The 26270-nt window shown below is 58.6% G+C and carries 31 protein-coding genes, 1 tRNA gene and 1 pseudogene; 24 read left to right on the top strand and 9 right to left on the bottom strand.

Annotated features, from left to right (window positions below; genetic code table 11):
* The first annotated feature begins 59 nt into the window (after positions 1-59).
* The 14 genes from EJA71_RS17420 to EJA71_RS17355 are packed head-to-tail and all read left to right on the top strand — an operon-like array spanning position 60 to position 10327.
* Positions 60-833, top strand: coding sequence for a hypothetical protein (locus tag EJA71_RS17420; RefSeq protein ID WP_158958766.1), 774 nt, complete (start codon positions 60-62; stop codon positions 831-833).
* Positions 834-836: 3 nt separating this feature from the next.
* Entirely contained in the window at positions 837-1814 is a 978-nt protein-coding gene (locus EJA71_RS17415) for a major capsid protein (RefSeq protein ID WP_158958764.1), read from the top strand.
* A 55-nt stretch (positions 1815-1869) separates the two neighbouring features.
* Positions 1870-2175 (top strand): HeH/LEM domain-containing protein, encoded by a 306-nt coding sequence (locus tag EJA71_RS17410; RefSeq protein WP_158958762.1) that lies wholly within the window; start codon positions 1870-1872, stop codon positions 2173-2175.
* Positions 2176-2185: 10 nt separating this feature from the next.
* Complete coding sequence (locus tag EJA71_RS17405; protein WP_158958761.1) at positions 2186-2563, top strand: hypothetical protein; 378 nt, start codon at positions 2186-2188, stop codon at positions 2561-2563.
* Between the two features lie 2 nt (positions 2564-2565).
* On the top strand, positions 2566-2958 hold the full coding sequence (locus EJA71_RS17400; protein WP_158958760.1) for a hypothetical protein: 393 nt from the start codon (positions 2566-2568) through the stop codon (positions 2956-2958).
* 1 nt (position 2959) lies between these two features.
* Entirely contained in the window at positions 2960-3544 is a 585-nt protein-coding gene (locus tag EJA71_RS17395; protein WP_158958759.1) for a hypothetical protein, read from the top strand.
* Complete coding sequence (locus tag EJA71_RS17390; protein WP_158958757.1) at positions 3541-3969, top strand: phage tail terminator-like protein; 429 nt, start codon at positions 3541-3543, stop codon at positions 3967-3969. The genes EJA71_RS17395 and EJA71_RS17390 overlap by 4 nt, the downstream gene beginning before the upstream one ends.
* A 39-nt stretch (positions 3970-4008) precedes the next feature.
* Complete coding sequence (locus EJA71_RS17385; protein ID WP_150594764.1) at positions 4009-4668, top strand: phage tail protein; 660 nt, start codon at positions 4009-4011, stop codon at positions 4666-4668.
* An 8-nt stretch (positions 4669-4676) separates the two neighbouring features.
* Positions 4677-5057: a phage tail assembly chaperone gene (locus EJA71_RS17380; RefSeq protein WP_158958754.1), complete on the top strand. Its 381-nt coding sequence runs from the start codon at positions 4677-4679 to the stop codon at positions 5055-5057.
* A gap of 53 nt (positions 5058-5110) precedes the next feature.
* Entirely contained in the window at positions 5111-5380 is a 270-nt protein-coding gene (locus EJA71_RS17375; RefSeq protein WP_158958932.1) for a DUF1799 domain-containing protein, read from the top strand.
* A gap of 27 nt (positions 5381-5407) precedes the next feature.
* Positions 5408-8458: a phage tail tape measure protein gene (locus EJA71_RS17370; RefSeq protein ID WP_158958752.1), complete on the top strand. Its 3051-nt coding sequence runs from the start codon at positions 5408-5410 to the stop codon at positions 8456-8458.
* Positions 8458-8796 carry a phage tail protein gene (locus EJA71_RS17365; RefSeq protein WP_158958750.1) on the top strand — a complete coding sequence of 113 codons (339 nt, stop codon included), beginning with the start codon at positions 8458-8460 and terminating at the stop codon, positions 8794-8796. The genes EJA71_RS17370 and EJA71_RS17365 overlap by 1 nt, the downstream gene beginning before the upstream one ends.
* A 9-nt stretch (positions 8797-8805) precedes the next feature.
* Positions 8806-9555 carry a phage minor tail protein L gene (locus EJA71_RS17360; RefSeq protein WP_158958748.1) on the top strand — a complete coding sequence of 250 codons (750 nt, stop codon included), beginning with the start codon at positions 8806-8808 and terminating at the stop codon, positions 9553-9555.
* A gap of 1 nt (position 9556) precedes the next feature.
* Complete coding sequence (locus tag EJA71_RS17355; protein WP_158958746.1) at positions 9557-10327, top strand: C40 family peptidase; 771 nt, start codon at positions 9557-9559, stop codon at positions 10325-10327.
* 45 nt (positions 10328-10372) lie between these two features.
* On the opposite strand, the gene EJA71_RS17350 is transcribed toward EJA71_RS17355, so the two are convergent.
* Complete coding sequence (locus tag EJA71_RS17350) at positions 10373-11140, bottom strand: hypothetical protein (RefSeq protein WP_158958744.1); 768 nt, start codon at positions 11138-11140, stop codon at positions 10373-10375.
* Between the two features lie 159 nt (positions 11141-11299).
* Here EJA71_RS17350 and EJA71_RS17345 point away from each other — a divergent pair, with 159 nt between their 5' ends.
* The 9 genes from EJA71_RS17345 (at position 11300) to EJA71_RS17305 (ending at position 20158) form a co-directional block, all read left to right on the top strand.
* The gene (locus EJA71_RS17345; protein WP_158958742.1) at positions 11300-11722 is read left to right on the top strand and encodes a hypothetical protein; all 423 of its coding nucleotides are present in this window, start codon (positions 11300-11302) and stop codon (positions 11720-11722) included.
* A gap of 53 nt (positions 11723-11775) precedes the next feature.
* Entirely contained in the window at positions 11776-12378 is a 603-nt protein-coding gene (locus EJA71_RS17340; protein WP_158958740.1) for a tail assembly protein, read from the top strand.
* Positions 12375-12914 carry a hypothetical protein gene (locus tag EJA71_RS17335; RefSeq protein WP_158958738.1) on the top strand — a complete coding sequence of 180 codons (540 nt, stop codon included), beginning with the start codon at positions 12375-12377 and terminating at the stop codon, positions 12912-12914. Before EJA71_RS17340 ends, EJA71_RS17335 begins: the two co-directional genes overlap by 4 nt.
* 58 nt (positions 12915-12972) lie before the next feature.
* A complete protein-coding gene (locus tag EJA71_RS17330) occupies positions 12973-16536 on the top strand; it encodes a host specificity protein J (RefSeq protein ID WP_158958736.1) in 3564 nt (1187 codons plus the stop codon).
* A gap of 356 nt (positions 16537-16892) precedes the next feature.
* Entirely contained in the window at positions 16893-17555 is a 663-nt protein-coding gene (locus EJA71_RS17325) for a hypothetical protein (protein WP_158958734.1), read from the top strand.
* Positions 17556-17577: 22 nt separating this feature from the next.
* Positions 17578-18849 carry a hypothetical protein gene (locus EJA71_RS27590; RefSeq protein WP_256671768.1) on the top strand — a complete coding sequence of 424 codons (1272 nt, stop codon included), beginning with the start codon at positions 17578-17580 and terminating at the stop codon, positions 18847-18849.
* Positions 18850-18851: 2 nt separating this feature from the next.
* On the top strand, positions 18852-19190 hold the full coding sequence (locus EJA71_RS17315) for a tail fiber assembly protein (RefSeq protein WP_158958732.1): 339 nt from the start codon (positions 18852-18854) through the stop codon (positions 19188-19190).
* Between the two features lie 42 nt (positions 19191-19232).
* Positions 19233-19655 (top strand): cell wall hydrolase, encoded by a 423-nt coding sequence (locus EJA71_RS17310; protein WP_158958730.1) that lies wholly within the window; start codon positions 19233-19235, stop codon positions 19653-19655.
* Complete coding sequence (locus EJA71_RS17305) at positions 19652-20158, top strand: lysis system i-spanin subunit Rz (RefSeq protein WP_371925698.1); 507 nt, start codon at positions 19652-19654, stop codon at positions 20156-20158. The genes EJA71_RS17310 and EJA71_RS17305 overlap by 4 nt, the downstream gene beginning before the upstream one ends.
* Here the strand turns inward: EJA71_RS17305 and EJA71_RS17300 are convergent.
* Complete coding sequence (locus tag EJA71_RS17300; protein WP_178113713.1) at positions 20134-20442, bottom strand: hypothetical protein; 309 nt, start codon at positions 20440-20442, stop codon at positions 20134-20136. The two genes, EJA71_RS17305 and EJA71_RS17300, sit on opposite strands and share 25 nt — an antisense overlap.
* Before the next feature lie 159 nt (positions 20443-20601).
* A complete protein-coding gene (locus EJA71_RS17295) occupies positions 20602-20811 on the bottom strand; it encodes a hypothetical protein (RefSeq protein WP_016774031.1) in 210 nt (69 codons plus the stop codon).
* Between the two features lie 254 nt (positions 20812-21065).
* On the opposite strand from EJA71_RS17295, the gene EJA71_RS17290 reads away from it, so the two are divergent.
* Positions 21066-21140: transfer RNA gene (locus EJA71_RS17290), tRNA-OTHER, on the top strand.
* Positions 21141-21264: 124 nt separating this feature from the next.
* Here EJA71_RS17290 and EJA71_RS27585 read toward each other — a convergent pair.
* From EJA71_RS27585 to modC, 6 genes and pseudogenes are all read right to left on the bottom strand, one after another.
* Positions 21265-21549 (bottom strand): hypothetical protein, encoded by a 285-nt coding sequence (locus EJA71_RS27585; protein WP_256671767.1) that lies wholly within the window; start codon positions 21547-21549, stop codon positions 21265-21267.
* Between the two features lie 99 nt (positions 21550-21648).
* Complete coding sequence (locus EJA71_RS17285) at positions 21649-21879, bottom strand: hypothetical protein (protein ID WP_158958729.1); 231 nt, start codon at positions 21877-21879, stop codon at positions 21649-21651.
* 118 nt (positions 21880-21997) lie between these two features.
* On the bottom strand, positions 21998-22228 hold the full coding sequence (locus EJA71_RS17280; RefSeq protein WP_158958726.1) for a hypothetical protein: 231 nt from the start codon (positions 22226-22228) through the stop codon (positions 21998-22000).
* 71 nt (positions 22229-22299) lie between these two features.
* Positions 22300-23935: pseudogene (locus tag EJA71_RS17275) on the bottom strand (ATP-binding cassette domain-containing protein).
* Between the two features lie 146 nt (positions 23936-24081).
* A complete protein-coding gene (locus EJA71_RS17270) occupies positions 24082-25119 on the bottom strand; it encodes a DNA topoisomerase IB (protein WP_158958724.1) in 1038 nt (345 codons plus the stop codon).
* Between the two features lie 71 nt (positions 25120-25190).
* The gene (gene modC / locus EJA71_RS17265; RefSeq protein ID WP_158958722.1) at positions 25191-26270 is read right to left on the bottom strand and encodes a molybdenum ABC transporter ATP-binding protein; all 1080 of its coding nucleotides are present in this window, start codon (positions 26268-26270) and stop codon (positions 25191-25193) included.

Genomic DNA, 26270 nt, shown 5'->3' with positions numbered 1-26270 from the left:
GCCATGCCGGGGTTTTTTTATGCCCGTTAGGCGGGCCAACCAATCCCCAGGGGATACCCATGCCATTTGAATTTGACCCGGCCGCCGCTGGCCTCACCCTCGACGCAACTCAGACCGCAGCCCTTCAGGAGGCGCTTGGCGGAAAGGTTCAGGAGTATCTGGATAAGGAAGTAAACGGGCTCAAGTCCAAGAATCAGGAATTGCTGGGCTCTAACCGCACCATCAAGACCGAGCTGGACAAGCTGAAAGGTCAGTTTGAAGGCCTGGATATCGACGCGGTGAAAGGCTTGCTGGCCAAGGTAGGTCAGGACGAAGAAACGAAGCTGATTGCAGAAGGCAAACTTGACGAGGTGATCAACCGTCGAACCGAGCGCCTACGCACTGACTCCGAGAAGCAAATCAAAGCCGCCAATGAGCGCGCCGACAAGGCAGAAGCCTTCGCTGCCAAGTACAGCGATAAGGTGCTGGCCGATTCCATCCGCGCTGCTGCCATCAAGGCCGGCGCACTCCCCGAGGCGGCCGAGGACATCATCCTGCGCGCCCGGGGCACTTTCAAACTCAGTGAAGACGGCGAGGCAGTTGCCACGGACCGTGACGGCGAGGTCGTTTACGGGAAGGACGGGAAAACCCCGCTGTCGCCGCTCGAATGGGCGGAATCGCTGCGTGAAACAGCAACACACCTGTGGCCAAGGGCTCAGGGCGCCGGGCAGATCGGCGACAACGGTGGCAAGGCCACGAAGAAATGGGGCGAGTACACCGAGCAGGAGCGCGCCGCGCTGGCCCGGGACAACCCCGACGCATTCAAAAAACTCCAGGCCACCAAAGGAACCTAATCCATGGCAACTACCCAACTGACCGATATCTTTGTCGGTGACTACTACGCCTCGCTGGCACCGGTTAACAGCCCGGAAAAGACTGCTGTGTACGAGTCGGGTATCGTGACTCGCTCGCCTGTGCTGGATGCGATCGCCTCCGGCAGTCAAGGCACTGCTGAGATCAGCTACTGGCAGGATCTCAACGCTGATGAAGCCCCAAACATCAGCAACGATGACCCGAACGATCAGGGCGAAGTCGGCAAGGTTGAGCAGGACAGCATGCGTGCCCGTGTCCTGTACCTCAACAAAGGCTACGGCGTAACCGATCTGACTGCCGAACTCGCCAATACCGAGCCACAGCAGCAGATCCGTAACCGCTTCGGCACCTACTGGACCCGTCAGTGGCAGCGGTACACCCTGGGCGCCGCTCGCGGCATCATCGCCTCGAACATTGCCAATAACGGCGGTGACATGGTTATCGACGCGGGCGCGACCATCAACGCCAATGCCTTCCAAGACGCCGCGTTCACTGCGGGCGATGCTGCTGATCAGTTCGGCGCGATCGGCGTGCACTCGGTCGTGATGAACCAGATGGTCAAGCAAGACCTGATCGAGTACCTGCGCGACTCCGACGGCAAGATCATCCTGGCCACCTACCTCGGCAAGCCAGTCTTCATGGACGACGCTCTGGTGTATGGCGCTGGCAAGTACCTGTCTGTGTTCTTCGGCCAGGGCGCTTTCGGTTACGGCGAAGGCACGCCAAAGGTGCCGGTGGAACTTGAACGCAAACCGGGCGGCGGCAATGGTGGTGGTGCCGAAGTGCTGTGGGAGCGGAAGACCTACATCCTCCAGCCTGCCGGCTTCAGCTGGAAGGGTTCCGAGGCTCAGAACCTCAGCCCGACCGCCACTCAATACGCCGCTGCTGCGAACTGGCAGCGCGTGTTCAGCCGCAAGCAGGTTCCGTTCGCCGCTGTGATCAGCGGTACCACCACGCCGTAACTCGGCCCACACAACCTGGCGCCCGTATGGCGCCGGGATGCTTTTGAGGTGACTTATGAAAGTGATGTACACGGACAAGCCGGGCAAAGAGCGCGGCGTGTGCTACCGCCTGCTGAGCGAATTCTTCGGTGTCATCGGCTCCGCTACCGAGGTGGTCGTCGATGGCGATGCCCCGGGTATCGTCGATGCCTACCAAGCGGCTGGCATCAAGGTATCCGACGGCAATGAGCAGGAAGCCCCGGAAACCGACCCTCTGAAAATGAAGGTTCCCCAACTGAAAGAATGGCTGACCGAGAAGGGCATCGCCTTCGATCCGACCGCCAAGAAAGAAGACCTGCAGGCCTTGGTGCCGGCGGAATAAGGACAAGCACATGACTGACTTCATCACCGTCGCCGATGTTGACGCTCAGCTTGGTCCTGGCTGGGCCGGCACCGGTGATCCGGTCCTTGCTGTGACCATGGCCAACGCCTGGCTCACGGCCAAGATCAAGCGAGTTGTTCCTGATCCGGTTCCGACCGAGATCAAAACAGCCGGCGCCCAGGTCGCCAAAGAGGCGGCAGCGGGCAAGTTGTACACGGCAACGCAGAAGGAAGTGCAGAGCAAGACGGTTTCGGCGCAGTCCGGCACCTCTGTGAGCAAGACCTACGTGGCCGGATCTACTGATCAGTCGGCGGGTGTGAACTTCGCCCTAGCGCTGCTGGAGCCTTGGATCAAGCGCTCCGGCGTGATGATGCTCAAAAGGATCTGATCATGGGTATGCGTGAAGAGATCCAGGCTGAAATGGCTGAGGCGTTCGATGACCCCGAGGGCTTGGCCGACGCGGTAAAGCCAGTGGAGGGCGTACGCAAGGTCGCGGGCGAGTATGACCCCGACCTGGGCGGCGAGACGCCGGAGACCACAATCACGTACATAGGGCGCGGTGTTTTGGGCAGCTACCTGTCCAAGGAAATCGACGGCTCCCTCATCCAGACCAGCGACATGAAGCTACTAGTGCTGCAAAACGAGCTGTCCGTGTCAGAGGGCGGCATGCCGACGGCGGTACCGGCTGCCCCAGCCATCGGCGATATCGTCAACGGCATGCGCGTGATGAATGTGTCTGCCGATCCTGCTGACGCGACGTGGACAGCACAACTGAGGAAATGACATGGCCGCTCAATCCGGCAGCTTTGCCCTGAGCTTGGCCGAGTTCGCGGCGCAGACCAGCGAAGCGATCGATGCCAGTGTGCGCGAAATCATCATCGAGGTCGGGAGCAGCCTGATCCGCATGTCGCCCGTGGGTAACCCGGAGATTTGGGCTCAGAACGCAGTCGCGACCGAGTACAACAAAGCGGTCGACGAACACAACACAGCGCTGCGCAGCGATCCGTACAACCTGACCATGGGCGGCAGGCTCAAGAAAGGCCGCAAGCTCAACGACGGCATGGACGTCAAGGCGCCAGAAGGCTACGTCGGTGGCCGGTTCCGTGCGAACTGGCATATTTCCCTCGGTGTGGTCGAAAGCATCACCTTCGACGAGGTTGACCCGAGCGGGGCCGAGACTGTCGCTGCCCTGGTCGCAGCGATGAGCGATTTCACCGCAGGCCAGATGGCTTACATCATCAACAACTTGCCCTACGCGATTCCGCTGGAGTTCGGTCATTCGACCCAGGCTCCCGGCGGCATGGTTCGGGTAACCGTGGCTCGCTTCCAGCAGATCGTGCAGGAGGCCATCAGGAACAATCAGGTATGAGTCACGCACGCGCCCGTCAGGCCATCGAAACGAAGCTGGCCGCATGGTCGGCTGCGCGCCCAATACGAGTGGCCTACTCGAATCAGCCATTTACGCCGAATCCATCTGAAACCTATCTGCGGGCCTTCCAGCTACCAGCCAGCACCACTTGCCGTTATCTCGGCGGGGACGCCTACGAATACACCGGCGTCTATCAAATCAGCATCGTTTGTCCATCTGCCCAAGCCATGGCCACCGCAGAGACACTTGTTGAAGAGCTGACTCAACTCTTTCGTGTCGACACAACACTGGCCCGAAACGGATTCGATGGGCTCATCACGGAACCAGTAGATCAAGGGCCAACAATCACAGAGTCGGCGACCTACACGGTCCCGGCCAGCTTCACCTACGCAGGTGTCGCAGATCAACCGCCCGCTGGGGCATAACCTACCGCCGTCAGGCGGGCACTCAAGAGGAAACACACCATGGCCGCACGCTTCCCGCTGCCGAACGGCGCTGTGCTGGAGATCGCCAGCGTTATGGGATCCGCCGTTGCTTTCACTGCTTTGACCAATGCGAAACCACCGGTTGCTGCCTCTGTAGGGCACGACATTGAAAACGGCGACGTTTTGCTGATCAACTCCGGTTGGGCGCTAATCAATGACCGCGCAGTAAAAGCGTCCGGCGTTACCGCCGATGCTTTTGCCTTGGCTGGTCTCAATACCACCAACACCGACAAATTCACTGCCGGTGCTGGTTCTGGGTCAGTGATTCCTGTTTCCGGATGGACGCAGATCTCGAAAGTCACTTCTTTCACATCCTCCGGCGGCGAGCAGCAATACCAAACAGTCGGTTACCTGGAAGATGACGACGACAAACAATTTCCAACCAACCGCAACCCGACCACGATCACCATCGTGGTGGAGGATCAGCCGACCGCTCAATACGTCGAGACGGTCGAAGGCTTCGATGACACCAAAGAGCTGGCCGTCGTGCGCATGAAGTTGCGCAATGGCGATCAGATCCTCTACCCGGGTTATGTGAGCATCACTCCTGATCCGACGATGGAGCGAAACAACGTCATGACGCGAACCATCAGCATCGGGCTTTCTGCTCGCTCGCTCCGTTACCTGGCCGGCGCATAGGACTTCTCATGGCAAAGATTAGGATCGCTCAGAACCCCACGTTCAAAGCCTTCGTGCCCATTCCAATCGTTGGGTGTGAGCCCGAATCAATTGAGTTCACCTTCAAGTATCGCGATCGCCCGGCACTCGCCGCGCTGTTCGACGAGTGGAACAGGAAGGCGAAGGAAATGCGCGAGGGGTTCGGGGAAGGCACCACATTATCGGATGTCGTTGCTGCCGAAACCGAGTATCAGGTGCAGCAGATCAAGGATCTGGTAGCGGGCTGGGGCTTCGATGACAAGTTCGACGACAAGAGCATCCTTGCCCTTGTGAAGTCATGCCAAGGTACTGCCGAAGCGGTAGTGAATGCCTACCAGAGCGCATTCAATCAGGCCCGCTTGGGAAACTGAGGGCGGCCGCCGCGGCGTTGTACGAAAGCGGACCATCTGCTGAGCAGTTGGCAATCCTCGGGCTGACGGCTGCCGATTTGTCGGGTGACGATGTAGAGGTCTGGCCATGCAACTGGCCGGCCTTCCTCCTGTTCAACCGAATGTCCACGCAGTGGCGGGTCGGCACCGGTGGCGCAATCGGCCTCGATTACAACTGCATTCGCGACGTCGCCGAATTCCTCGGCATCAAGAAAAAGAAACTCGCTGAAATCTTTCCTGACCTTCAAGTGCTGGAAGGCGAAGCCCTGCGCGTAATGGCGGAGGAAAGGGAAAACAGCCCGTAATCACGGGCACTTATTCAAGGTGAGTCGATGAACATTGCAGAACTCGGCGTCAAGATCGACTCGGCCGATGCAATCGAGGCCAAAACGAGCCTGGATGAAATGGCGAAGGCCGGCGGCCGGGCAGAGCAGTCCGCCGTTTCGCTGATGAACGAAATGCAGGCGCTGGAGAAGTCGCTTTCCACCAGCGCCAAGACCACGCAGGACCTTGCCAAACAGCGTGATGCGTTGGCCAAGCTGACCAAGACCGGCGCTTACGGCGAGGCTGAGGCCGCGAATATCTCGGCGCAGCTCGACAAGCAGCAGGTGGCTCTGGCCAAGTCGGCAATGGATGAACAGAAGGCACTGAACAGCCTGCTGGGCGCCATTGACCCGGCACGTGCCGCGCTGGCGAAACTCGATACTCAGGTCGAGCAACTGGGCAAACATCTGGATGCCGGCCGCATCAGCCAGGACGAGTACAACACCGCCCTGAGCAAGATCGACAAGGACTACGACAAGCTCAACAGAACCACCACCAGTTTCGACAAATTGCGACTCGGCACGCGCCAGGCGCAGGAAAACGTGGTGCAGCTGGGGAATGCGCTGTCTTCGGGAGACTGGGGTAGCGGCGTTCGCGCAGTCGCACAACTGGGCGCTGGTGCGGGTGAGGGCGCGGCGGGACTGCTCGCCATTCTTGGCCCTCTTGCGCTAGCCACCGCCGCAGTGGGTGGGCTGGCATACGCTTTCTACAAGGGGAGCGAAGAGCAGGACAGCTACAACAAATCGCTAATCCTCACCGGCAATTACGCCGGTGTGAGCGCCGGGCAATTGGGCGACATGGCCCGTCAGGTCAGCGCAACCGTTGGCACCACTGGCCAAGCCGCAGCCGTGCTGGCTCTGCTTGCCGACAATGGCAAGATTGCCGGCGAGAGCTTCACCGGAATCACCCAAGCCGCCGTGTCGATGCAGGAAGCGACAGGCAAGGCAGTGAGCGAGACAGTTGCCGAGTTTTCCAAGCTCGCTGACGACCCGGTCAAGGCGTCTGCCGCGCTGAATGATCAGTACCACTACCTGACCGCGTCCGTTTACTCGCAGATCGCTGCACTGGAGAAGCAAGGCGACCATGCAGGCGCTGTGAAGCTGGCCACTGAGTCTTTCGCCGACGCCATCAACGAACGCACACCGAGGATATTGGAAAACCTCAGTTTCTGGGAAAGGGGTTACAACGCCGTTGCGCGCGCCGCAGATGGGCTGAAAAATATCGGGCGACCTGATATCGGCGCAGACATCGAGCAAGCCCGCCGCGATTTGGCCGGCGCACAGGCTGGCAATGTCGGCCTGTTCCAGAATAAGCAGGAGATGATTGATCTCTACCAGAATCGTCTCAATATGCTTGAGGATCAGAAGGCTGCTGAAGCGGATATCGCCAAATGGCAAGGAGAGCAGGCGAAAGCTCAGGGCGATGCCGTCTCCTCAATGGCGAAGGTCGACGCACTCACCAAGTCAGCATGGACGAATGAGCAGAAACGTACCGACGCGATCAAGGAGTACAAGCGGCAGCTCGAAGACATCCGCAAGGTAGCGCCGAACGATCCGCGCCTGAATCAGGCCGCAATCGACAAGAACTTGGCGAACATCAATGACCAGTTCAAGGACGCGAAAACGGCAGGCACTCAGGTCGATCTGACCGGCTTCAACAACGCCAAGAACAACCTCGCAGCCATCAGTGAAGAGTACAAAAACGCCCAGAAGGAACTGGACGCAGCACAGAAGGCTGGACTCGTTTCTCAAGCCGACTATGCCCTGAAGCGCGAAGCGCTGATCGGTAACGAGCGCGACGAGGTGACCGCAGCCTACGAGGCTGAGATCGCAGCGCTGGAATCTGCCAAGGCGAAAAAAACCACCTCTGCTGCGCAAGGCATCCAGCTCGACCAGAAGATCGCCGACGCGCGCGCGGGGATGGTCAAAGCGCAGAAGGACGCGGACAGCCAGCTCGAGGTACTGGCCACGAATGAAACCGGCCGCCTTGCCCGGCAAGAGCGGGCGATCACGACCTACGTTCAGGCGTTGGCTCAGCAGCAGCGCGCACTGGAGCTGGCAGGGCAGCGCGCAGTGCTTGGCGTCGGACAGGGCGACCGCAAGAACGCGCTCAACAATGAGCTGAACAGCCAGCAGGACCGGTTCGCTCAGCAGTCGCTGGAACTTGCAAACCAGAAATCCGATCCGTCGCGGAACATGTCGGAGGAGGAGTTCGCTCGGAAGTCGCAGGCTCTGGCTGATGCGAACAAAGCTGCCACCGACCAAATCCGCCAGAACTACGCGGATGTGGAGGCTGCACAGGGTGATTGGACGAAGGGCGCAACATCGGCCTGGGCCAACTACTTGGATTCGGCGAGCAACATTGCCGGCCAGACGAAAACCTTGTTCGGCAATGCCTTCAGCTCGATGGAGGACGCAATCGTCAACTTCGCCATGACCGGCAAGCTTTCGTTTGCTGACTTCACCAAGTCGATTCTCGCGGACATGGCGCGTATCGCTACCCGTCAGGCCAGCTCGGCGTTGCTGAGCAGTCTCGTCGGCGCTGCCACCAGCTACTTCACTGGCGGTGGTGGCGGTAATGGGCTGGCGGCTGGCTCAGCAGGTGCAACGTCGTCGAATCTCGGCGCGTCCTCGGCAGGTTACTCCAGCACCTACTTCCCGCAGGCGCTCGGCGGTGCCTGGTCGTCGGGTGTGCAGATGTTCGCCAACGGCGGCGCCTTCACCAACAGCATCGTCAGCGCGCCGACCGCGTTCGGCATGGCCGGCGGCCGGGCGGGCGTCATGGGGGAGGCGGGGCCGGAGGCGATCATGCCGCTGACCCGGACTTCCAGCGGCAAGCTGGGTGTTATCGCTGCCGGCGGAGGCTCGGGCACTGCGATCAGCATCAATGCACCGGTCACGGTAGTGACCGAGGATCGCAGCTCCGAAGGCATGCAGATCGATCAGCAAGCCCTGTCGAGAACCCTACAGTCGCAGATGCAGGCGGTGGCCGAAAGAGCCGTCGCCGACTCTTGGCGCGCGGGCGGTACCAGCTTCCGAAATGCAAATGGGAGGGCCTGATGGCCATCGAGAAATTCACCTGGCCAACCGAGCGGGGGGAAACGCCCGATATCAATTATCGGGTGCGCACCTCGAAGTTCGGCAATGGCTATGCGCAGAACATTGGCGACGGCCCGAACAACAAAGAGGACTCGTATCCGATCACCTACGCCGGTCAGAAGGCCATGGTGCTGGAGATCATGGCGTTCCTCGACCGGCATGCCGGGGCAAAGGCGTTCCTCTGGACAACGCCGCTCGGCGAGCTTGGGCTGTTCACCTGCAAAAATCCTGCTCCCACACCAATGGGTGGAGGGGTCTTCAAACTCACCGCTACGTTCGAGCGGGCATTCCAACCATAAGGGGTAATCATGCCGCTGATCAGTGACATCCAGGTGCTTGAGCCTGGCAGCGAAGTGCTGCTCTTTGAATTGGACGGCACGGACTATGGCGCCGACGTGCTGCGCTTTCATGGGCACGCGATTCCGCACACGCCTGCAGAGTTGATCGCGGCTGGCGCCGATGCCGATCAATTGCCGGCAAAGGCCATCTACTGGCAGGGCAACGAGTACAGCGCCTGGCCGATGCAGATTGACGGCATCGAGGCGAACGGCGACGGCACTGCCGTCCGGCCCACTCTTTCGGTGGGCAACGTCTACGGGCGGATCACTGCGCTCTGCCTGGCATTCGAGGATCTGCTCGAGTTCAAGCTGACGATGCGCCACACCTTGGGCACCTACCTCGACGCGTCGAACTTCCCGGCGGGCAATCCAACGGCAGACCCAACCCAAGAGACGATTGAAGTCTGGTACATCGACCAGAAGACAAACGAGGACGGGGAGACGGTCAGTTGGGAGTTGGCCAGCCCGGGCGACGTCGGTAATGAGTCCATTGGCCGGCAGGCCACGACGCTGTGCCATTGGTGTCTCACCGGTGGATATCGCGGGCCGAACTGCGGTTACACCGGCCCGTACGTCACGAAGGATGGCGTGATAACCGACAACCCCGAATTGGACGAATGCGATGCCACGCTCGGCAAAGGCTGCACCCCGCGCTTCGGCGAGGGCAACCCGCTGCCGTTCGGTGGCTTCCCGGCCGTTTCCCTGATCGCACGGAGCTGACATGCGAAAGCACATCTTGAGCGCGATCCAGGCGCATGCGGCAGCCGAATACCCGAAAGAGTGCTGCGGGCTCCTGCTGGCTGTTGGCCGCAAGCAGCAGTACTACCCGTGCCGCAACGTCTCTGTCGAACCGAACGAGGAGTTTCGCATCGACCCGGAGGAGTACGCCGCGGCCGAGGACATCGGCGAGGTGATCGGTGTGTTTCATTCGCACCCGGACGCCACCAGCCGGCCTTCGCCGCGCGATCTCGCTATGTGCGAAGCGACTGCGTTGCCTTGGCACATCCTGAGCTGGCCCGAAGGTGATCTTCGGACGGTCATACCTTCCGGCGAGGTGCCGCTACTGAAGCGGCCTTTCGTCCACGGCGCGTGGGACTGCTGGCAGGTCTGCGCAGACTGGTACAAGCGCGAATGGGGGCTGGAGTTTGAAGCTTTCAAGCGCGCCGATGGTTGGTGGGAAAGCAAGGACAACACCAGCCTGTACGAAGCGAACTACGAGGCAGCCGGCTTCTACCGCGTCGACCAGCCACAGCGCGGCGACATGATCGTTATGGAAGTAGGGCGCACTGTTTACCCAAATCACGCTGGGATCTTCCTCGGCGCCGATCCGGCTTTGCCCGGCGAGGATGCCGCGACGTTCGGCCCCGGCCCGTTTCTCCTGCATCACCTGTACGGTAGGCCGTCGGAGGTCATCGTGTTCGGTGGGCCATGGCTAGACCGAATGCGCCTTATTCTGAGGCATAAAGATGCAATCTACCCATGGCGGAGATAAGTTACACCCAGTTTGGCTATGAACTTTCTGCGATGTGCGAGATTTTTAATTGTCGGTTTTAAGCGGGGGGACTTTGCGCTCTTCTAGGCTGATTTCGGGCGCCTTAACATTCGTGGTTGGTATTTCCTTAATCGGAATTCCGTTTGCATCGAACGACTCATGTGGTTTTGAGTTTAATGAATTGCTGAGAGAGTGGAAAAATGAAAAGCCCCCTAAAGTTATTGCGAGGACGATAGTAAGTGCGGTTCCTCCGATCACTATCCGTTGTGCGTTTTTTCTAATTTTCTGATACTCGAGTTCACCCGTCTTTACCAGGTCCCAAGTTGTTTTCAATAATGGAGCTGCCGCGGATCTAATGTCGATGCAGCAGTTAAAAGCAGCTTGGTAATCGCCATTGTTGAATTCCTCTCTTGCTTTATTAATATGAACCATAAGTATGGCTTCTGGGCTATCAGGTTTTTCCTTGATGTGATTTGGATTGAGCCTCAACTGGATTTTTGTCATGTTGCCAATTGCTTTATCGAAAGCATCCTTCGAGAGTTTCAGCCAAGCTTGTGTGGATTTGTATGCCACTTCATAGGGTTGCTGATCCGTATTAAATCGTCTCACCTCTATTCTCACGAGTTCCTGAACCGCGGATGTATAATCTGCGATTTCTTCTCTCAAACCATCTACCCATGCTAAGCGAAATTCCGAAACCTTATTCTCTTTGGCGCTCACCATGTTGAGGAATGAAAAAAAACCCGTAAGAAGCGCTGCGGTTACTACACCGAAAGCGATATATATCGTGGGGGGGATGGTTAAATTTTCCATATACATAACACTCACAGTTTTCGAAAAATTAAAATTCTCGATCAAGGCCAAATGCTACTATTGCTGGATCCAATTCCTCTACTGGGCATTTATCCATGCTGGATGTCCAGACAGTTTGCGTGATGATATCGTGCACTCTTTCTCACAGGAGTGACCTGCATGAAACTGATCGTAGGAGCGCTGGCGGTAGCGCTGTTGGCGGGGTGTGCCTCTTCTGCAATTCCGGTTAGCCAGGCTGATCCGGTGCCGCGGGATGAGCTGTACGCCTTTCAAAATAAGCCGGGCGGCGAAAGCGGCAAGGTGACGGTCGTCCGGGACTCGGGAATGGTTGGGTCTGGTTGTGACATCGTGGTTTACGTCGATGGCCGGAAGGCGGCAAAGATCGGAACCGGACAGCGCGCTTCCTTTTACCTGCCGCCGGGCAACCCAAGTATCGGAGCAGGCCTTGCCGGCTCTGGGCTCTGTGGCGGGGCAGCCATCCGTACGATCTCTGCCAATGTGCAGGGTGGCAAAGAAAGCCTCTACCGAATCAGTGGAGACATGAGCGGTTTTTTCATTGGCCCTTACGTCGATTATCAGTAAGTGAATTTGCAATCAGCCGCCTTCGGGCGGTTTTTTTATGCCTGGAGAAAGTTATGCAGTCGATCGCCGCTCACTATCAGCCGATGACCACAATCAAGCTATCCGGGTCTCTGGCGGCCAAGTTTGGCAGAGTTCATCGTCGAGTCTTGGATTCTGGCCAGACTTGGGAGGCATTCCGAGCGTTGAAGGCGACGCTTGAAGGATTCAAGGAGGAGATACAGCGCCTTGATCGGCTGGGTATGCGCTTCGCGGTGTTTCGCAATCGAAAGAACGTTGGCGAGACGGAATTTGGCTTGGGTGGGGCGACTGACATTCGAATCGTGCCGGTCATTCACGGAAGCAAGAAAGCCGGGTTGATTCAAACCATTGTCGGTGCGGTTCTGATTGTTGCGGGTACGTTTTTATCGACAACTCCCTTCGGGGCGCCGCTGATCGGCGCGGGTATTGGCTTGGTCGCGGGCGGTGTGATTCAAATGCTGAGCCCCCAAGCCTCAGGCCTGAAGCAAAGCGCATCCCCCGAAAACTCCCCGTCCTATGCCTTCGGCAGCGCCAAGAACACCACCGCCAGCGGAAACCCCGTGCCGATCTGCATCGGTGAACGCCGGTGGGGTGGCATGATCATCTCGGCTTCGATCCTGGCTGAAGACAAAACTTGACTAAAGTTTTCTCAGCGTTGATCTTGCCGCAACCATCAGTCAATTGGATTCTTTTGAAAATGGAAAAGCGTGAAATGTGTGGCTGGTGCACCCCGGTCGGAGTAGATCCGACGCTTTCTACCGTATGGTACAAACTACCAGCAGAGATAGATGACGCAGACGTCTTGGCTACCAAGTGGGTTTTAGTGCCGCAAAATGATGGAAGTGCTTTTATTTTTGCAATCGATGAGTGGGTAAAATCATCCACCGAGTCCGGGCCTTATGAATGGCGAGTTCGTTTTTGCAAGCGCAACTCTCTCTCGCCTCACGTAACGAATCATTATCTTGAGAGTGCGCAGAAAAATAATGGTTTTTCAGTTGGAGGGGCCTTTAGTAGCGGTATGAAATACGCTAATGCAGGAGACGTACTCGGCGGTCTTTCGATTTATGAGCTTGGTGGAGAGCCGAGACTCTCGTTGTCTGATGCGCAAGACGCGGTTGCGAAATACTACGGCGTTGATTCAACCCAAGTTTTTATAAACATCCAAAGTAAATAGTAATCCATATTCGTTGAAAACCCGCCATTGGCGGGTTTTTTTATGCCTGGAGGAAAGCATGGGCGCAGCAGCAAAGATCGATATCCACGGCGAGAAGGGCGGCAGCAGTAAGCCGAACTCGCCAGTCGAGGCCAGCGACAGCCTGCGCTCGACCAACTTGGCAAAGCTGCTCATCGCCGTGGGCGAGGGCGAGTTCGACGCGGTACCTACCGAGTACGACATCTATCTCGACAACACGCCGATCCGCGATGCCAGCGGCAACTACAACTTCCCTGGTGTGAAGTGGGACTGGCGCCCTGGCTCAGTGAACCAGACGTACATACCCGGCATCCCGTCCGTGGAGAATGAGACGTCGCTGAATGTCGAGCTGCGCAGCGATGCGGCGTGGGTGCGTTCCATCACCAACACCCAGCTGTCGGCTGTGCGCGTTCGCTTGGCCTGGCCAGCTCTGCAGCGCGCTGACGATGAAGGCAATGTCGGTGGTTACCGTATCGATTACGCGATCGATGTGGCCACCGATGGAGGCGCCTACCAGCAGGTGCTGGTGGACGCCGTCGACGGCAAGACCACCACGCGCTACGAGCGCTCTCGCCGCATCGATCTGCCGGACGCCACCACAGGCTGGCAGATCCGCGTGCGCCGCCTGACGCTGAACCAGAACAGCAACAAGATCGCCGACACCATGCTGGTCGCCGGTTACACCGAAGTCATCGACGCCAAGCTGCGCTACCCGAACACCGCGCTGCTCTACATCGAATTTGACGCCGAGCAGTTCACCAACATCCCGGCGGTGACCGTGAAGTGCAAGGCGCGGCGCTGGATGGTACCGAGCAATTACGACCCCATCCTGCGCTCCTACACCGGAACGTGGGACGGCTCGATGAAATCAGCCTGGACGAATAACCCGGCGTGGATCACCTACGGCGTGTGCACCAACGACATGTTCGGTCTGGGCAAGCGCATCAAGCCGTTCATGGTCGACAAGTGGGAGCTCTACCGGATCGCCCAGTATTGCGATCAGATGGTGCCGAACGGGCTTGGAGGTCTGGAGCCGCGCTTCCTCTGCGATATGAACCTGCAGGGCAAGGCTGACGCCTGGTCGCTGCTGCGCGATATCGCCGGCATCTATCGGGGCATGACTTACTGGGCGCAGGGACAGCTGGTGATGCAGGCCGACATGCCGCGCGCGCAGGATTTCGACTACGTCTTCACTCGCGCGAACGTTATCGACGGCAAGTTTTCGTATGGCAGCGCCTCGGCGAAGACGCGTTACACCCGTGCGTTGGTCAGCTACGACAACCCTGCAAACAACTACGACACAGACGTCATCCCTTTTGCTGACCTCGAATTGCAGCGCCGCTACGGTGATCGCCCGACCGAACTGAGTGCCATTGGTTGCACTCGCGCATCTGAGGCCCAGCGTCGCGGCAAGTGGGCGATCCTGAGCAACAATCAGGATCGCACCGTATCGTTCAAGACCGGCATGGAAGGCGTGATCCCGTTGCCCGGGCACATCATTCCGGTGGCGGATTCGCTGCTCGCTGGGCGTGAAGTTGGCGGGCGTATCTCGGCCGCGTCTGGCCGCGTGGTGACGCTCGACCGTGACACCCAAGCCAAGGTCGGTGACCGCCTGATCATCAACCTGCCGGGCGGCCGCGCAGAAGGTCGCACCGTGCAGAAGGTTATCGGGCGCGACGTGACCGTCACCACGAACTACAGCGAGCCGCCGATCGCGCAACTGCAATGGGCGCTTGATGCCAATGACTTGGCGATTCCGCTGTACCGCGTGCTGCGCACCAGGCGCACCATCGAAGGCGATTTTGAAATCAGTGCGCTGCAATACGACCCAAGCAAATTCGCCTACATCGACACCGGCGCCCGGCTTGAAGAGCGACCAATCAGCGTGATTCCGATCACGGTGGTGCCGGCACCGGCGAGCGTAACGCTGGTATCCACTTCGGCGGTTGTCCAAGGGTTGGCCGTGGCCACCATGACCATCAGCTGGCCTGCCGTGCCTGGTGCTGTGGGCTATGACATCGAGTGGCGCAAAGACAGCGGCAACTGGATCAAGCTGCAGCGCACCGGCATGACCAATGTCGATGTCGTTGGGATTTACGCGGGCGCCTACGTGGCCCGGGTGCGGGCGGTGAGTGCGTTCGATATCACGTCGATCTGGCGCAATTCGATCCTGACCAATCTCAAAGGCAAGCAGGGATTGCCGCCGGCTCTCAGCTACCTGAATGCCACGCCACTGCTGTTCGGCATCTACCTGAAGTGGGGTTTCCCTGCCGGCGCGGAGGATAGCCAAAGGACTGAAATCTGGTACAGCCAAACCACCCAACTCGACATGGCTACCAAACTGACCGACCTGGCTTACCCGCAGAGCGATTTCTCCATGCTCGGCCTGCGCGCCGGCGTGACGTTCTACTTCTGGGGGCGGATCGTCGACAAGATCGGCAACATCGGGCCGTGGTATCCGATCGGCATCGGTGTGCAGGGGCAGTCGAGCTCCGACGCTGCGGCCATTCTGGAAATGATCGCCGGGGAGATTGGGCGTACCGAGTTGGGCAAGGACATCCTCGAGGAGATCGACAAGATCCCGGGCCTGCAAGAGCAGATCGATGCACTCGACGGGCTGAAGGGTTACGACCCGGAAGCGACCTATGAGGAATACGATCTTGTGGTGGTTGGCAAGCGGATATATCAAGCAACCGACCCGGTTCCGCTCGATACCCCTCCGCCTAACCCTGCTTACTGGCTCGACGTTGGGCAGACAGTGCAGACGGCAAACGGCTTGGCTCAGCAGGTTCAAACCAACACTGCCGACATCACCGAAATCGACGGCGTGGTGACTGCGCAAGCGACAGCTTTCCAAGCACTGCGGGCCTCCTACCGCGACGAAGATGGAGAGGGTGACGCACAGGATGCCTTGCGTGGCTGGAATGCTACGACCAGCTTTGCTGAAGAAGTAAAGGTCCGGGCCTCGCAAAACAGCGCGCTTACCCAGCGGGTAACAACGCTTGATTCCGAGGTGGGTGAAAACGCTGCAAACCTGACCGAGTTGGAGCGTACGGTCGCCACGAACGAAGAGGCCACTGCCACCAAAATCTCGCAACTGACAGCAACGGTCGGAGACAACACATCCGCCATCCAGGAGACTGCCGAGGCTTTTGCCGATCTCGATGGCAACCTGAAAACGATGTGGTCGGTGAAGATGTCGGTCACCGCGAATGGTCAGTACGTGGCTGCTGGCATTGGCTTGGGCATCGAGAACGTGAACGGTGTTTTTCAGAGCCAGTTCCTGGTTGCGGCGGATCGGTTCGCCATCGTCAACACGATTGCTGGCGGCGCGATCTCGGTGCCGTTTGCAGTGCAGGGCGGCCAGGTGTTCATGCGCTCAGCGTTCCTGCAGGACGGCAGCATCACCAATGCCAAGATCGGCAACTTCATCAGCTCGAACAACTATATCGCCGGCCAGCAAGGCTGGATTCTCAATAAAGACGGAACGCTGGAGATCAACGGCATCGTGCCCGGACAGGGCCGACTGGTGATCAACTCGCTGAACGTCTCGGTCTACGACGCCAACAACGTGCTGCGTGTCCGTCTCGGCTATCTGGGGTAATCAATGGCTCTATTTGGTCTGCGTGTCTTTGACGAGAACGGATTTCTCGCCATGGACACAAACTCCTTTACGTACCAGGTGCTTTGGCAGGGCGTGATTGACTTCAGCGGAACGGTGCCCAGCTACACCTTGAGCATTCCCGGATTCAACCCGGCCAACTGCGTATTCATGATCATTCCGACGAGGGCGCAAGACGTGCAGTCATCGGAGTTAGACGGGAGTGGTAACACCAAATCGTATCCCTATGTCACCACGGCTGTAGGCCAGGTGACAGTTCTGCCGAAAAACCCTTCCTCTAGCGCTTCGACGTTGCAATCCAGAGTCGTGGCCAAGGGGTACGCGATCAGGTACGGGACATGACTTACGGCTTTCAGAGCTTCAACGACAATTTATTTGTTCAAATCGACTCAGATGCACCGAGGCTTTGCGTTTTGGCGAAGGGGAGTTACTCCGGTACGACCGACGCAGTCGTCGCATTCCCCCGCGTCATCACAAGCGCAGATCCTCCCATGGTGTTTATCCGACCGGATCAGACGGGTTCGATTCAGGTGCCGATATCGGTTTGGTTCATGGGTGGGTCAGGCGGCTGGACTGGGTTTGCGATGAAGGCGTCAAACGTCAACTCCACGCTGAGCGGCCTGTATTTCGTGTCCGCGTGGGCATCCATGGGCACGGCGATCTACGGCATGAGGCTGTGGGATGCCGCGGGAGCGCTGGTCTACGACAGTGGCGCACCGGCGGTGGTCGTGTCTTTCGCCGCCGGTAACTGGACCTATTTCGGTGACGAGGTTTTGCCTGTAGGTCGGCGGTATATCTGGGGGATTTCCAAGGCGCTTGGTGCGGGGGAGTACGTTTCTCTTAACCCTTTCACCATGAACTGCCATAACAACGCTACCGGCGGCGGCTGCGCGATCGGCGTGGATTACGCCGCGGGGCGAATCATGATGTACAGCCTAGCCACCACTGCCTGGACTGATCAGGGCCACCGGCCATTCCTCTGCGCCAAATTAGTGGCCTGACCCTCAAAATCTGGAGAAATAAATGACCTGGTACAAATCAGGAACGGTGTCTGTCACCCAAAATTCCAGTGCCGTGATCGGGACCAGCACTGCTTTCATCGCGAATAGCCGCGTGGGTGATGCCTTCCGGGGGCCGGACGGCAACTGGTATGAGGTCGTCAACATCGCGAGCGACACCGCGCTGGCCATCTCGCCAAACTATCAAGGGCCAACTACCGCTGGCGGAGTGTATGCGCTGGCGCCGATGCAGGGCTATGTAAAGGCAACTGCCGATGCACTCCGCAAGGCCTCAACAGAAGTAGGCGACGCGCTGGATGGGCTGGAAGAAAGCGTGCTGCAGGCGGCAGACTCTGCAGCAGCGGCGCTCGCTTCCAAAAATGCCGCTGCGACGTCAGAGTCCAATTCCGGTACGTCCGCCGGTGCTGCGCTGAGTTCAAAGAACGCGGCAGCAACATCGGAAACCAATGCGGCTCAGTCAGCCTCGGCGGCGCTCGCTTCCAAGAACGCCGCGGCGACCTCCGAAACGAATGCGGGCAATTCGGCTTCCGCCGCTTTGGCTTCCAAGAACGCAGCTGCGCTCTCTGAAACGAATGCTGCTGCCTCCGCCGCAACGGCTGCCGCGTTGGGTGTCGGCCCGGGCTACATCGATGGCTTGATTCCGGTTTGGAACTCGAGCAGTTCGATCACCATTCCCCCGGGTGCGGCTTTCATTCAGAGTTCGAACAAGGTGCTGCGCCTTACGTCACCCATCACTTTGACGGGAATAGGTGGGCTCACCCCCGACGTCTTTTATTACCTCTATCTCTACGACAATGCCGGGACTTCCGCGATTGAACTCTCTGCTGTCGCGCCCGCCGCACCGTACTCGGGAACGGCGCGGTCAAAAACTGGCGACACTTCCCGGAGGTTTGTTTGCGCACTGCGATCTGGAGCGGGCGGGACGCTTTACGGGTTTCAGATAAGCAATGCTGGAACGCTTTTGTACGGTGCGGCAACGTCAAGCGCGCCTTTTCGGCGTCTTGCTGGTGGAACCGCTACGGCGTACACGGTGGTTTCTCTGGCCCCGGTTGTACCCATCACCAGCCAAACACCTGTGCTTCGTTGCACCGCCACGGGCGTTGTCTCGCAACTTTCGATCCCCTCGGCCGGTTCGGGTGCGATGGCGCTTTTCGATGTGGGGTCGCGTTACCAGTTCGAGTTTGTCACTGACGCCTCACAAAACGTGACCTATGCCAACACTAACACCGGCGGAACCCTCTTCATCGATGTCTGCGGCTATGGAATGGAGCGCTGAATATGCCTTATGCAATTACTGAAACTGGCTGGCGCGGTATCGAAGAGGGCTGGGCGGTAGATCCCGGGGAGACTTACGTGGAGGAACTGCCGGACTGGTTGACTCAGAAGGTCGCGGTCGATGAATTGGTAAGGGACGCGAAGGCTTCACTGAGTGGACTGGTGCAGGAAGCAAATACGGCCATCAGTCCATTACAGGCCGGCGTTGATCTGGAAGAAATCAGTGATGCCGATCGGAATCGCTGGAAGGCGTGGAAACGCTACCTGATTGCACTGAGCAAAACGCCAGAACGTGAAGGCTGGCCGGCGAACCCGGACTGGCCTGAAACCCCTGAATCCTGATAGCCCGCCATTGAGCGGGCTTCTTTTTGCCTGGAGAAAAGCATGACTGTCACTGAAAAAGACCGAGACATCCTCGCCCGCACACTTTGGGGTGAGGCGCGCGGCGAAGGAACTGCCGGCCAGATCGCCGTGGCCTGGACGGTTCGCAACCGTGTTTTCGATGGCAAGACGAATTCTTGGTGGGGCGAGGGTTACGCTGGGGTTTGCCAGAAACCGTACCAGTTCAGTTGCTGGAACAAGTCCGATCCGAACTATCAGTTCCTCATCGGCGTGAAGCAGATCCCGTTCCGCGAACTGGCGCAGGCACGTATCGCTGCTGACAAGGTGATCGACGGCGCGGTGCCAGATCCTACCGGCGGCGCCACGCACTATTACGCGACCAGCATCAAGGCACCGGCCTGGGCAGCGAAGGCAAAGCAGACTCTTCGTCTGGGCGGCCACGTCTTCTTCAAGGACGTTCCATGATTGCGGTGCCGTGGAAGGTTGTAGGCGCGCTGGCGCTCGTCCTCGCCGGCTTTGGCAGCGCTTGGCAGTTTCAGGACTGGCGGTATGGCCAGCAACTTGCCGAGCAGGACAGGCTGAGCGCCGAAACTCTCAATCAACTGGCCGTGGTCGGCGCCACCGCGCAACAAGCCGAGCAGGACAAGCGCATCGCGCTCGAGCAGAAGCTGGTGGCCAGCGATAAAACCCACTTCGAGAAAATGACCAATGCACAAAACGATCAGGCTCGCCTGCGCGATCGCCTTGCCACTGCTGATGTGCGGCTGTCAGTCCTCATCGCCGCGGATTCAGCCGGTGGCTGTTCAGTGTCTGCCGCCACCGGCGCCGGCGGCGTGGATCATGCAGCCGTACGCGCCCGACTTGACCCGGCGCATGCTCAACGAATTGTCGCCATCACCGACACCGGCGACCGTGGACTGATCGCGCTACAGGCATGCCAGGATTACGTGCGGTCGGTTTCGCGCTGATGAGGGAAGGGGTCTTTGAACGGACTGTCTCCATTGAGGATTCGGATCTGGGTAGTCAGCTCGCTGATGTGCCTGCCTTTCGCCATCAACTCCCAGTTGCTTTTCGTCTCGATATCCACGGCGCGCCGCTTGGCGTCCGCCGCCTCGGTTTCGGCTGATACCAGCTTTGTGCGCAACGAAGCCATTTCCTGCCTGAGTGCGTCATTATCTTTGACCAAGCCCTGAATGTTCTCCAGTGCTCGGTCCAGCTTGAGCGTCAGGGATTCGAATTCGTTTTCGTACATCCGGAGCTGGTGCCGGCAGGTCTCGATAGGCTCAGGGTTCCCGAGCCAATCGTCTGTGTCTTCTATATAGAGGGGGTCCACGGAGGTGCCTTGCTGATTACTGTTTGGATATACAGTAATCGAGGCGAGGCAGCCGGGCGAGGGGGAGGCGACGAAGTGTCAGTCAGGGGTCATCAATACAGCCAAAGTCATCTTGATGAACTCTTCATTTTTGTCGATCGCCCATAGGGCGCCGCGGACGTTCTCGGCGACGTCGGCCGATCCACGCTGCTCGACCCAATTCGATAGCTCCATGATGGCGGCTTCGAGGGCGAGCTGATTTTCGTTGATCTTGAATAGCAGGGAAGGGAGCAGATCTGAATTCGGCATATTGGTTTCCTCCGTGGACGAAACCAGAGTAGCAGGGGGATTCATTGTCGGCAGAACGCCGGAGGAGGGTAAACCGCTGAATCATGCAGAATCGGTATACCGCGAGTCTGCAATAGCCGATAAGACAAGAAACTTTACGTGGATTTCAGAGCCTTTTTTTCGGGCCGCAATCATTTCAAGAGATGCGGAAACATTGGGCTGCATGGCAGCCTTTCAAGGTTGATTGCGGACCAGAAAACCTATCACAAGGTGCGGCCTGATTGATTTTCACTCGGGACTTAAAATCCCCCGCTCGTAAGGGCGTGCCGGTTCGATTCCGGCTTCGGGCACTATGAATATCAAGGGCTTGCATGAATGTCTTCATGCAAGCCCTTATTTTTTGCCTTGAGTAAAATAAGTTGCAGACATTAAAAAAGGGTCGAATTATTCGACCCTTTTTCTATTTTTGAACGCTTAAACGTAAGCCTGGCGAGCGAACCCCCGCGGTAAGCGTTGGCGGCCAGACATCGCCGTCAGGCGTTGCTGCCACTCGTTGCGCCAGCTCACCGCGCTGTGCGCAGTTTTGCCTTGGCGGGACTCGCGGCGTGCCGCGTTTCGTTGATCTTTGCGGGCTTGTTTATACGCATCTGTGTTGCGACAGCTGCGGCATTTGACGCGATTGAGTTCGCGACTTGCCGTGAGATGTTGGCCTTTGTGTCCACAGGCCAGATGTCCGTCGATACTGAAATGAATAACCATCAGTCGCCTCCTTCGTGACGTGTACATTTTTTGACCACGTGCGAAAGCAGGCGTTCCTGAAAATCAAACGCTCGTATACCGAGGTGTCGCTGCAAGTACTTATCTGAATCGTGGCAGTGGCCGATCGACAGGCTTGAGTGACGACAGCGTATTGCGGATCAGCGGCGCGTCTTTTTCGATGTCGTTCAGACGATCTCGGATGCGCAGCGCCGTCGGATGCCCGCCTTGATGGTCGACCCAGTCGGCGATCTCTTTACAGGCGGCTGCGAGGCGCGCTTGTCGGGCGTCGAGCAAGGTGAGGAGGGTGGTGATGGACTCTTTTTCGGACATGGAACACCTCCGTTCTATGAAACCTGAGCTGCAGCAAAAAGCCCGCGAGTCGCGAGCATTCTGCCGTGGGGCGCTGCTCCATCAGCTGGTTTCAGTATAGACCCGGTTTAGAGCGGCATCAGCCGGAAAACAGGCGGGCCGGTGATGGGGAACTGGCTGCGTTGAGGCGCTGACATTCGACGTGTGCGTCCAGCTCCAGGTCGTAGCCATCGCCGATGAAACCGCCCGTGCGGGTGTCGCAGATGCGAAACCAGCCAATCGCTTCGGCAGGTTCATGCTGGGCTTCTCCGGCGCGTCGACCGTGAATGATGATCTTGTTGCAACGCTTCACGACGAAAATGTCTTCCATGGCGTCACCGCAGCTGATTCGTGTCAGATCAACTATAGAAGCCCTCAGCAATCGTGCAAAAAATAGACAGCTCAGCTCGTCGGTTGCAGGTGCCAGCCATCGGGCTGCCAGTGCAAGTGGTGGCTTGGATTCAACGCCTGCAGAAACGCCTGATCATGGGAAACCGCGACAATGGCACCAGGAAAAGTCTGCAAGGCCTGTTCGAAAGCCGCCGCCGATGGCAGATCCAAATAATTGGTCGGCTCATCGAGCAGCAATAGCTGCGCTGGGGTCTTGCGCCACAACGCGAGGGCGAGGGCCGCCTTCAATCGCTCACCGCCACTGAGCAAGGCACAGGGTTGAGTCGCACGCCGCGCATCCAGTTGCAACTGGGCGAGATAGCTGCGCAAAGTGCCTTCGTTCAACGGTGTTTGCTGCGCCTGCAACTGCTCGACGATTGAAGTTCGCTCATGAGCAGTCGCAACTGCTGATCGAGAAAGGCATACGGCACGCGAGTTACACATTCACCACTCACCGGATGCAGTTCTGTCGCGAGCATTTTCAGTAAAGTCGATTTGCCGCAACCGTTGGGGCCACTGACGGCGATGCGCATCGGTCCATAGACAGCCAGACTCAGGCGGGATGCCAGCGCATCGGCGGCCAACCATGGCAACTGTCGTCCTTCAACGTGCAGACCTGACGGGTACTTGGCACAACGCTACCCGGCAGGTTAATCAGCACGCCATCGTCGGGCAAGACCTTGGCGTAAGCCTCACGGACGCGTGCATCCAGATCAGATTTGCGCGTTTGATGGCCGGTTTTGACCTGCCCCATGATGTCTCTCGCTGCAGCCTTCAGGGCCGCGCGTTCAAAGCCGGAAACGTTGGCGGTTTGCGCGTTGCGTCGACTGCCCGCCGCGTGTCGCTGGATCGTGTCGTGCTCACGCTGCAGCCGTGATCGTTCACGTTGGCGTTCGCTTCGCGCCTGATCGAGCTGCGCCTGGGCAGCGTCGCGCTGGGTTTGGCGCTGCTCAACAAATTGTGAATAGCGGCCACTGAAAACGTTCGTACCCGACGGCGTGAGTTCAACGATGCGCTGCATCTGTTCCAGTAGTTGGCGGTCATGGCTGACGACGATCAAGCCGCCGCGCCATTGTTCAAGTCTGTTCATCAGCCATGCGCGACCTGCCTTGTCGAGATGGTTGGTCGGTTCATCCAGCACCAACAATTGCGCGTTGCTCAACAGCGCGCCGATCAGGGCGATTCGGGCTTGCTGACCGCCACTGAGGTTCTCTGTCAGATCTGCTGCAGTGATGTGTTCCAGGCCAGCCTCATCGAGGCTCTGGCGCAGGCGTTCCGGTAGATCCCAGCGCTCGCCGATCAGGTCGAAATCGTCTACGGAGGCGCTGCCCAGATTCAACCGCTCCAATGCCGCTAGGGTCGACGCAGTGCCGGTTGCCTCGTCAACGGTTTGCCCAGGAGTTGCGACAAATGATTGCGCAACGTAATGCGCGGTTGCGTAGTGGATGACAGTGCCGGCGGTGGGTTGCAATTGCCCGGCGATCAGGCGTGCAAGGACACTTTTGCCAACACCATTGCGGCCGACGATAGCGGTCGATTGATGATCGTATGTGAGATTCAGGGCATCGAAAATCGTCTCGCCATTAGCGAACTGAAAACTCGTTTGATTCAGAGAGACGAGAGCGGGCGTACGCGAGACGTGAGTCATCGGCACCTCCAAAAAATGTCGTAAAAACTGACAAAACGCCAAGAGCGGCGTGTCGCGAGGGCATTTTTAGAAGGCTGGGTTGTTCACTTCTGCGGTCATCCGGAGGGAGGGAAAGGTGGCTAGCCTAGAGGACGTTGCCGCAGGGATCAAGGCACGTCTGTCACCTCACTCATGCGCTCGAGGAACATCGCCAAGGCTACTTCTTCGGGACGCAGCCCTTTACGCACGCGTGGTCGCGGCAATTCTGCGAGGGCGCCGAGCATGAATTTTTCCACCACGGCCGGGTGGATATAGCACTTGCGACATACGGCCGGCGTGTTGCCCAACTGCTTGGCAACCCCTTTGACCATTTCCACCACATGGCGCTTGGCTTCGGTCTCGCTCTCGTGGGTCAGTTCGCGCAAAACCGCCAGCGCCAGAGCGCTACCGGCCCAGGTGCGGTAGTCCTTGGCCGTGAAGTCAGCGCCGGTCAGGGTTTGCAGATACGCATTCACATCGGACGAACTGACGGTGTGGCGTTCGCCGTGCTCATCCAGATACTGAAAAAGGTTCTGACCGGGAATTTCCAGGCAGCGCTTGATGATGCGCGCCAAGCGTCGATCCTTGACGGTGATCTGGTGCTCGATGCCGCTTTTGCCGCGAAACTGGAAGAGAATTGCGCTGCCGTTAACCTCAACATGGCGGCTGCGCAGGGTGGTCAGACCGTAGGAGCGATTATCCCGTGCGTATTGCGAATTGCCGACGCGGATCAGCGTGGCGTCGAGTAGCGTGATCACCGTGGCCATGACTTTGTCGCGACTGAACCCCGGCGCGGCCAGCAAGGTTTCGAGCTGTTTGCGCAACTTCGGTAAGGCCAGACCGAACTCGCGCAAGCGCGAATACTTGTCGGCGTCGCGCACTTCGCGCCAGCGCGGGTGATAGCGATATTGCTTGCGGCCACGGGCATCGATACCGGTGGCTTGCAGATGGCCGCGCGGGTCGGCGCAAATCCATACGTCGATGTAGGCCGGTGGCACGGCGAGGGCGTTGATGCGTTTGATCTCGTCCGGGTCGGTAATCCGCTGACCTGACGGATCGAAATAGCTGAATTTGCCACGCAGTTTCTTGCGGGTAATACCGGGTTGGGTGTCATCGACATAGTGCAGGTCGGATGGCAGGGCGTCGGTCAGCGCGGTGTCTGGCATGGCGGCTTCCTTGGGTAGCGCGGCGGTCTGTAAACGATTGACCGCGCACCGTTGCCGTCGTGCCGAAGGATTTACGCGAGTACCGCCACCGCTTTGATCTGCGCCCAGAGTTTTTGGCCGGGATGTACGCCGAGTTGATCTCGGGAGAAACGCGTAATCCGTGCCAGCAGCGGCGTGCCACCAGCGTCGAGGCGGATCAGCACATGGGCGGCGTTGTCCGCCGCGTGCTCGCTGACGACGGTGACCGGCAGGCGATTGAGGATGCTGCTGAACTCGCTGTTGTGCAGGCTCAGGCTGATGTCGCGTGCCTGCACCTTGCAACGCAGGGCTTGGCCAACAGCCATCGGCGCATGCGTCACACGGATGTTCATCTCGGTCGCCGGCAGTTGCAGGCTAAGCAGTTGATAGTCGGCATCGTAAGCGCTGACCTGACCTTCGATGATCACGCCTGCGTCGTCGCCCATCGCTAACGGCAGGTCAAGACGCGCAAGGGTTTCAGCGATTGGACCACTGGCCAGGGCTTTGCCGTCGCTGAGCAGCACCAGATGATCGGCCAGTCGGGCGACTTCATCTTGCGCATGGCTAACGTAAAGCACCGGGATATCCAGTTCGTCATGCAGGCGTTGCAGGTACGGCAGGATTTCGCTTTTGCGCTGACTGTCGAGGGCGGCCAGCGGTTCATCCATCAGCAGCAGTTTCGGGCTGGTCAACAGGGCGCGGGCGATGCCGACGCGCTGACGCTCGCCACCGGACAGATGTTGCGGATGTCTTTCCAGCAAATGGCCAATGCCGAGCAGTTCGGTGGCTTGAGCCATGTCCACTCGACGCTGCGATCTGGCGATGCGTTTGAGGCCGAATTGCAGATTGGCCAGTACTGACAAGTGCGGGAACAGGCTGGCTTCCTGAAACACATAACCGAGTGCACGTTTGTGCGGCGGGACGAAGATTCCTTTTTCGCTGTCCTGCCAGACTTCGTCGTTGATCTGAACGAACCCCTGCTCGGCACGTTCAAGCCCGGCGATGCAGCGCAGGCACGTGGTTTTGCCGGAGCCGGAGTGACCGAACAGTGCAGAAACACCGCGACCGGGCAGATGCAGGTCAACGTCCAGGTCAAAGCCGGAGTAAGCGAGTTTCAGGCGTGCATCAATCAT

The organism is Pseudomonas sp. PB106 (assembly GCF_009764645.1).
In the GTDB taxonomy this organism is placed as follows: Bacteria; Pseudomonadota; Gammaproteobacteria; order Pseudomonadales; family Pseudomonadaceae; genus Aquipseudomonas.
The sequence above is the reverse complement of the archived record's forward strand: the minus strand, read 5'-3'. Positions and strand labels throughout refer to the sequence as shown.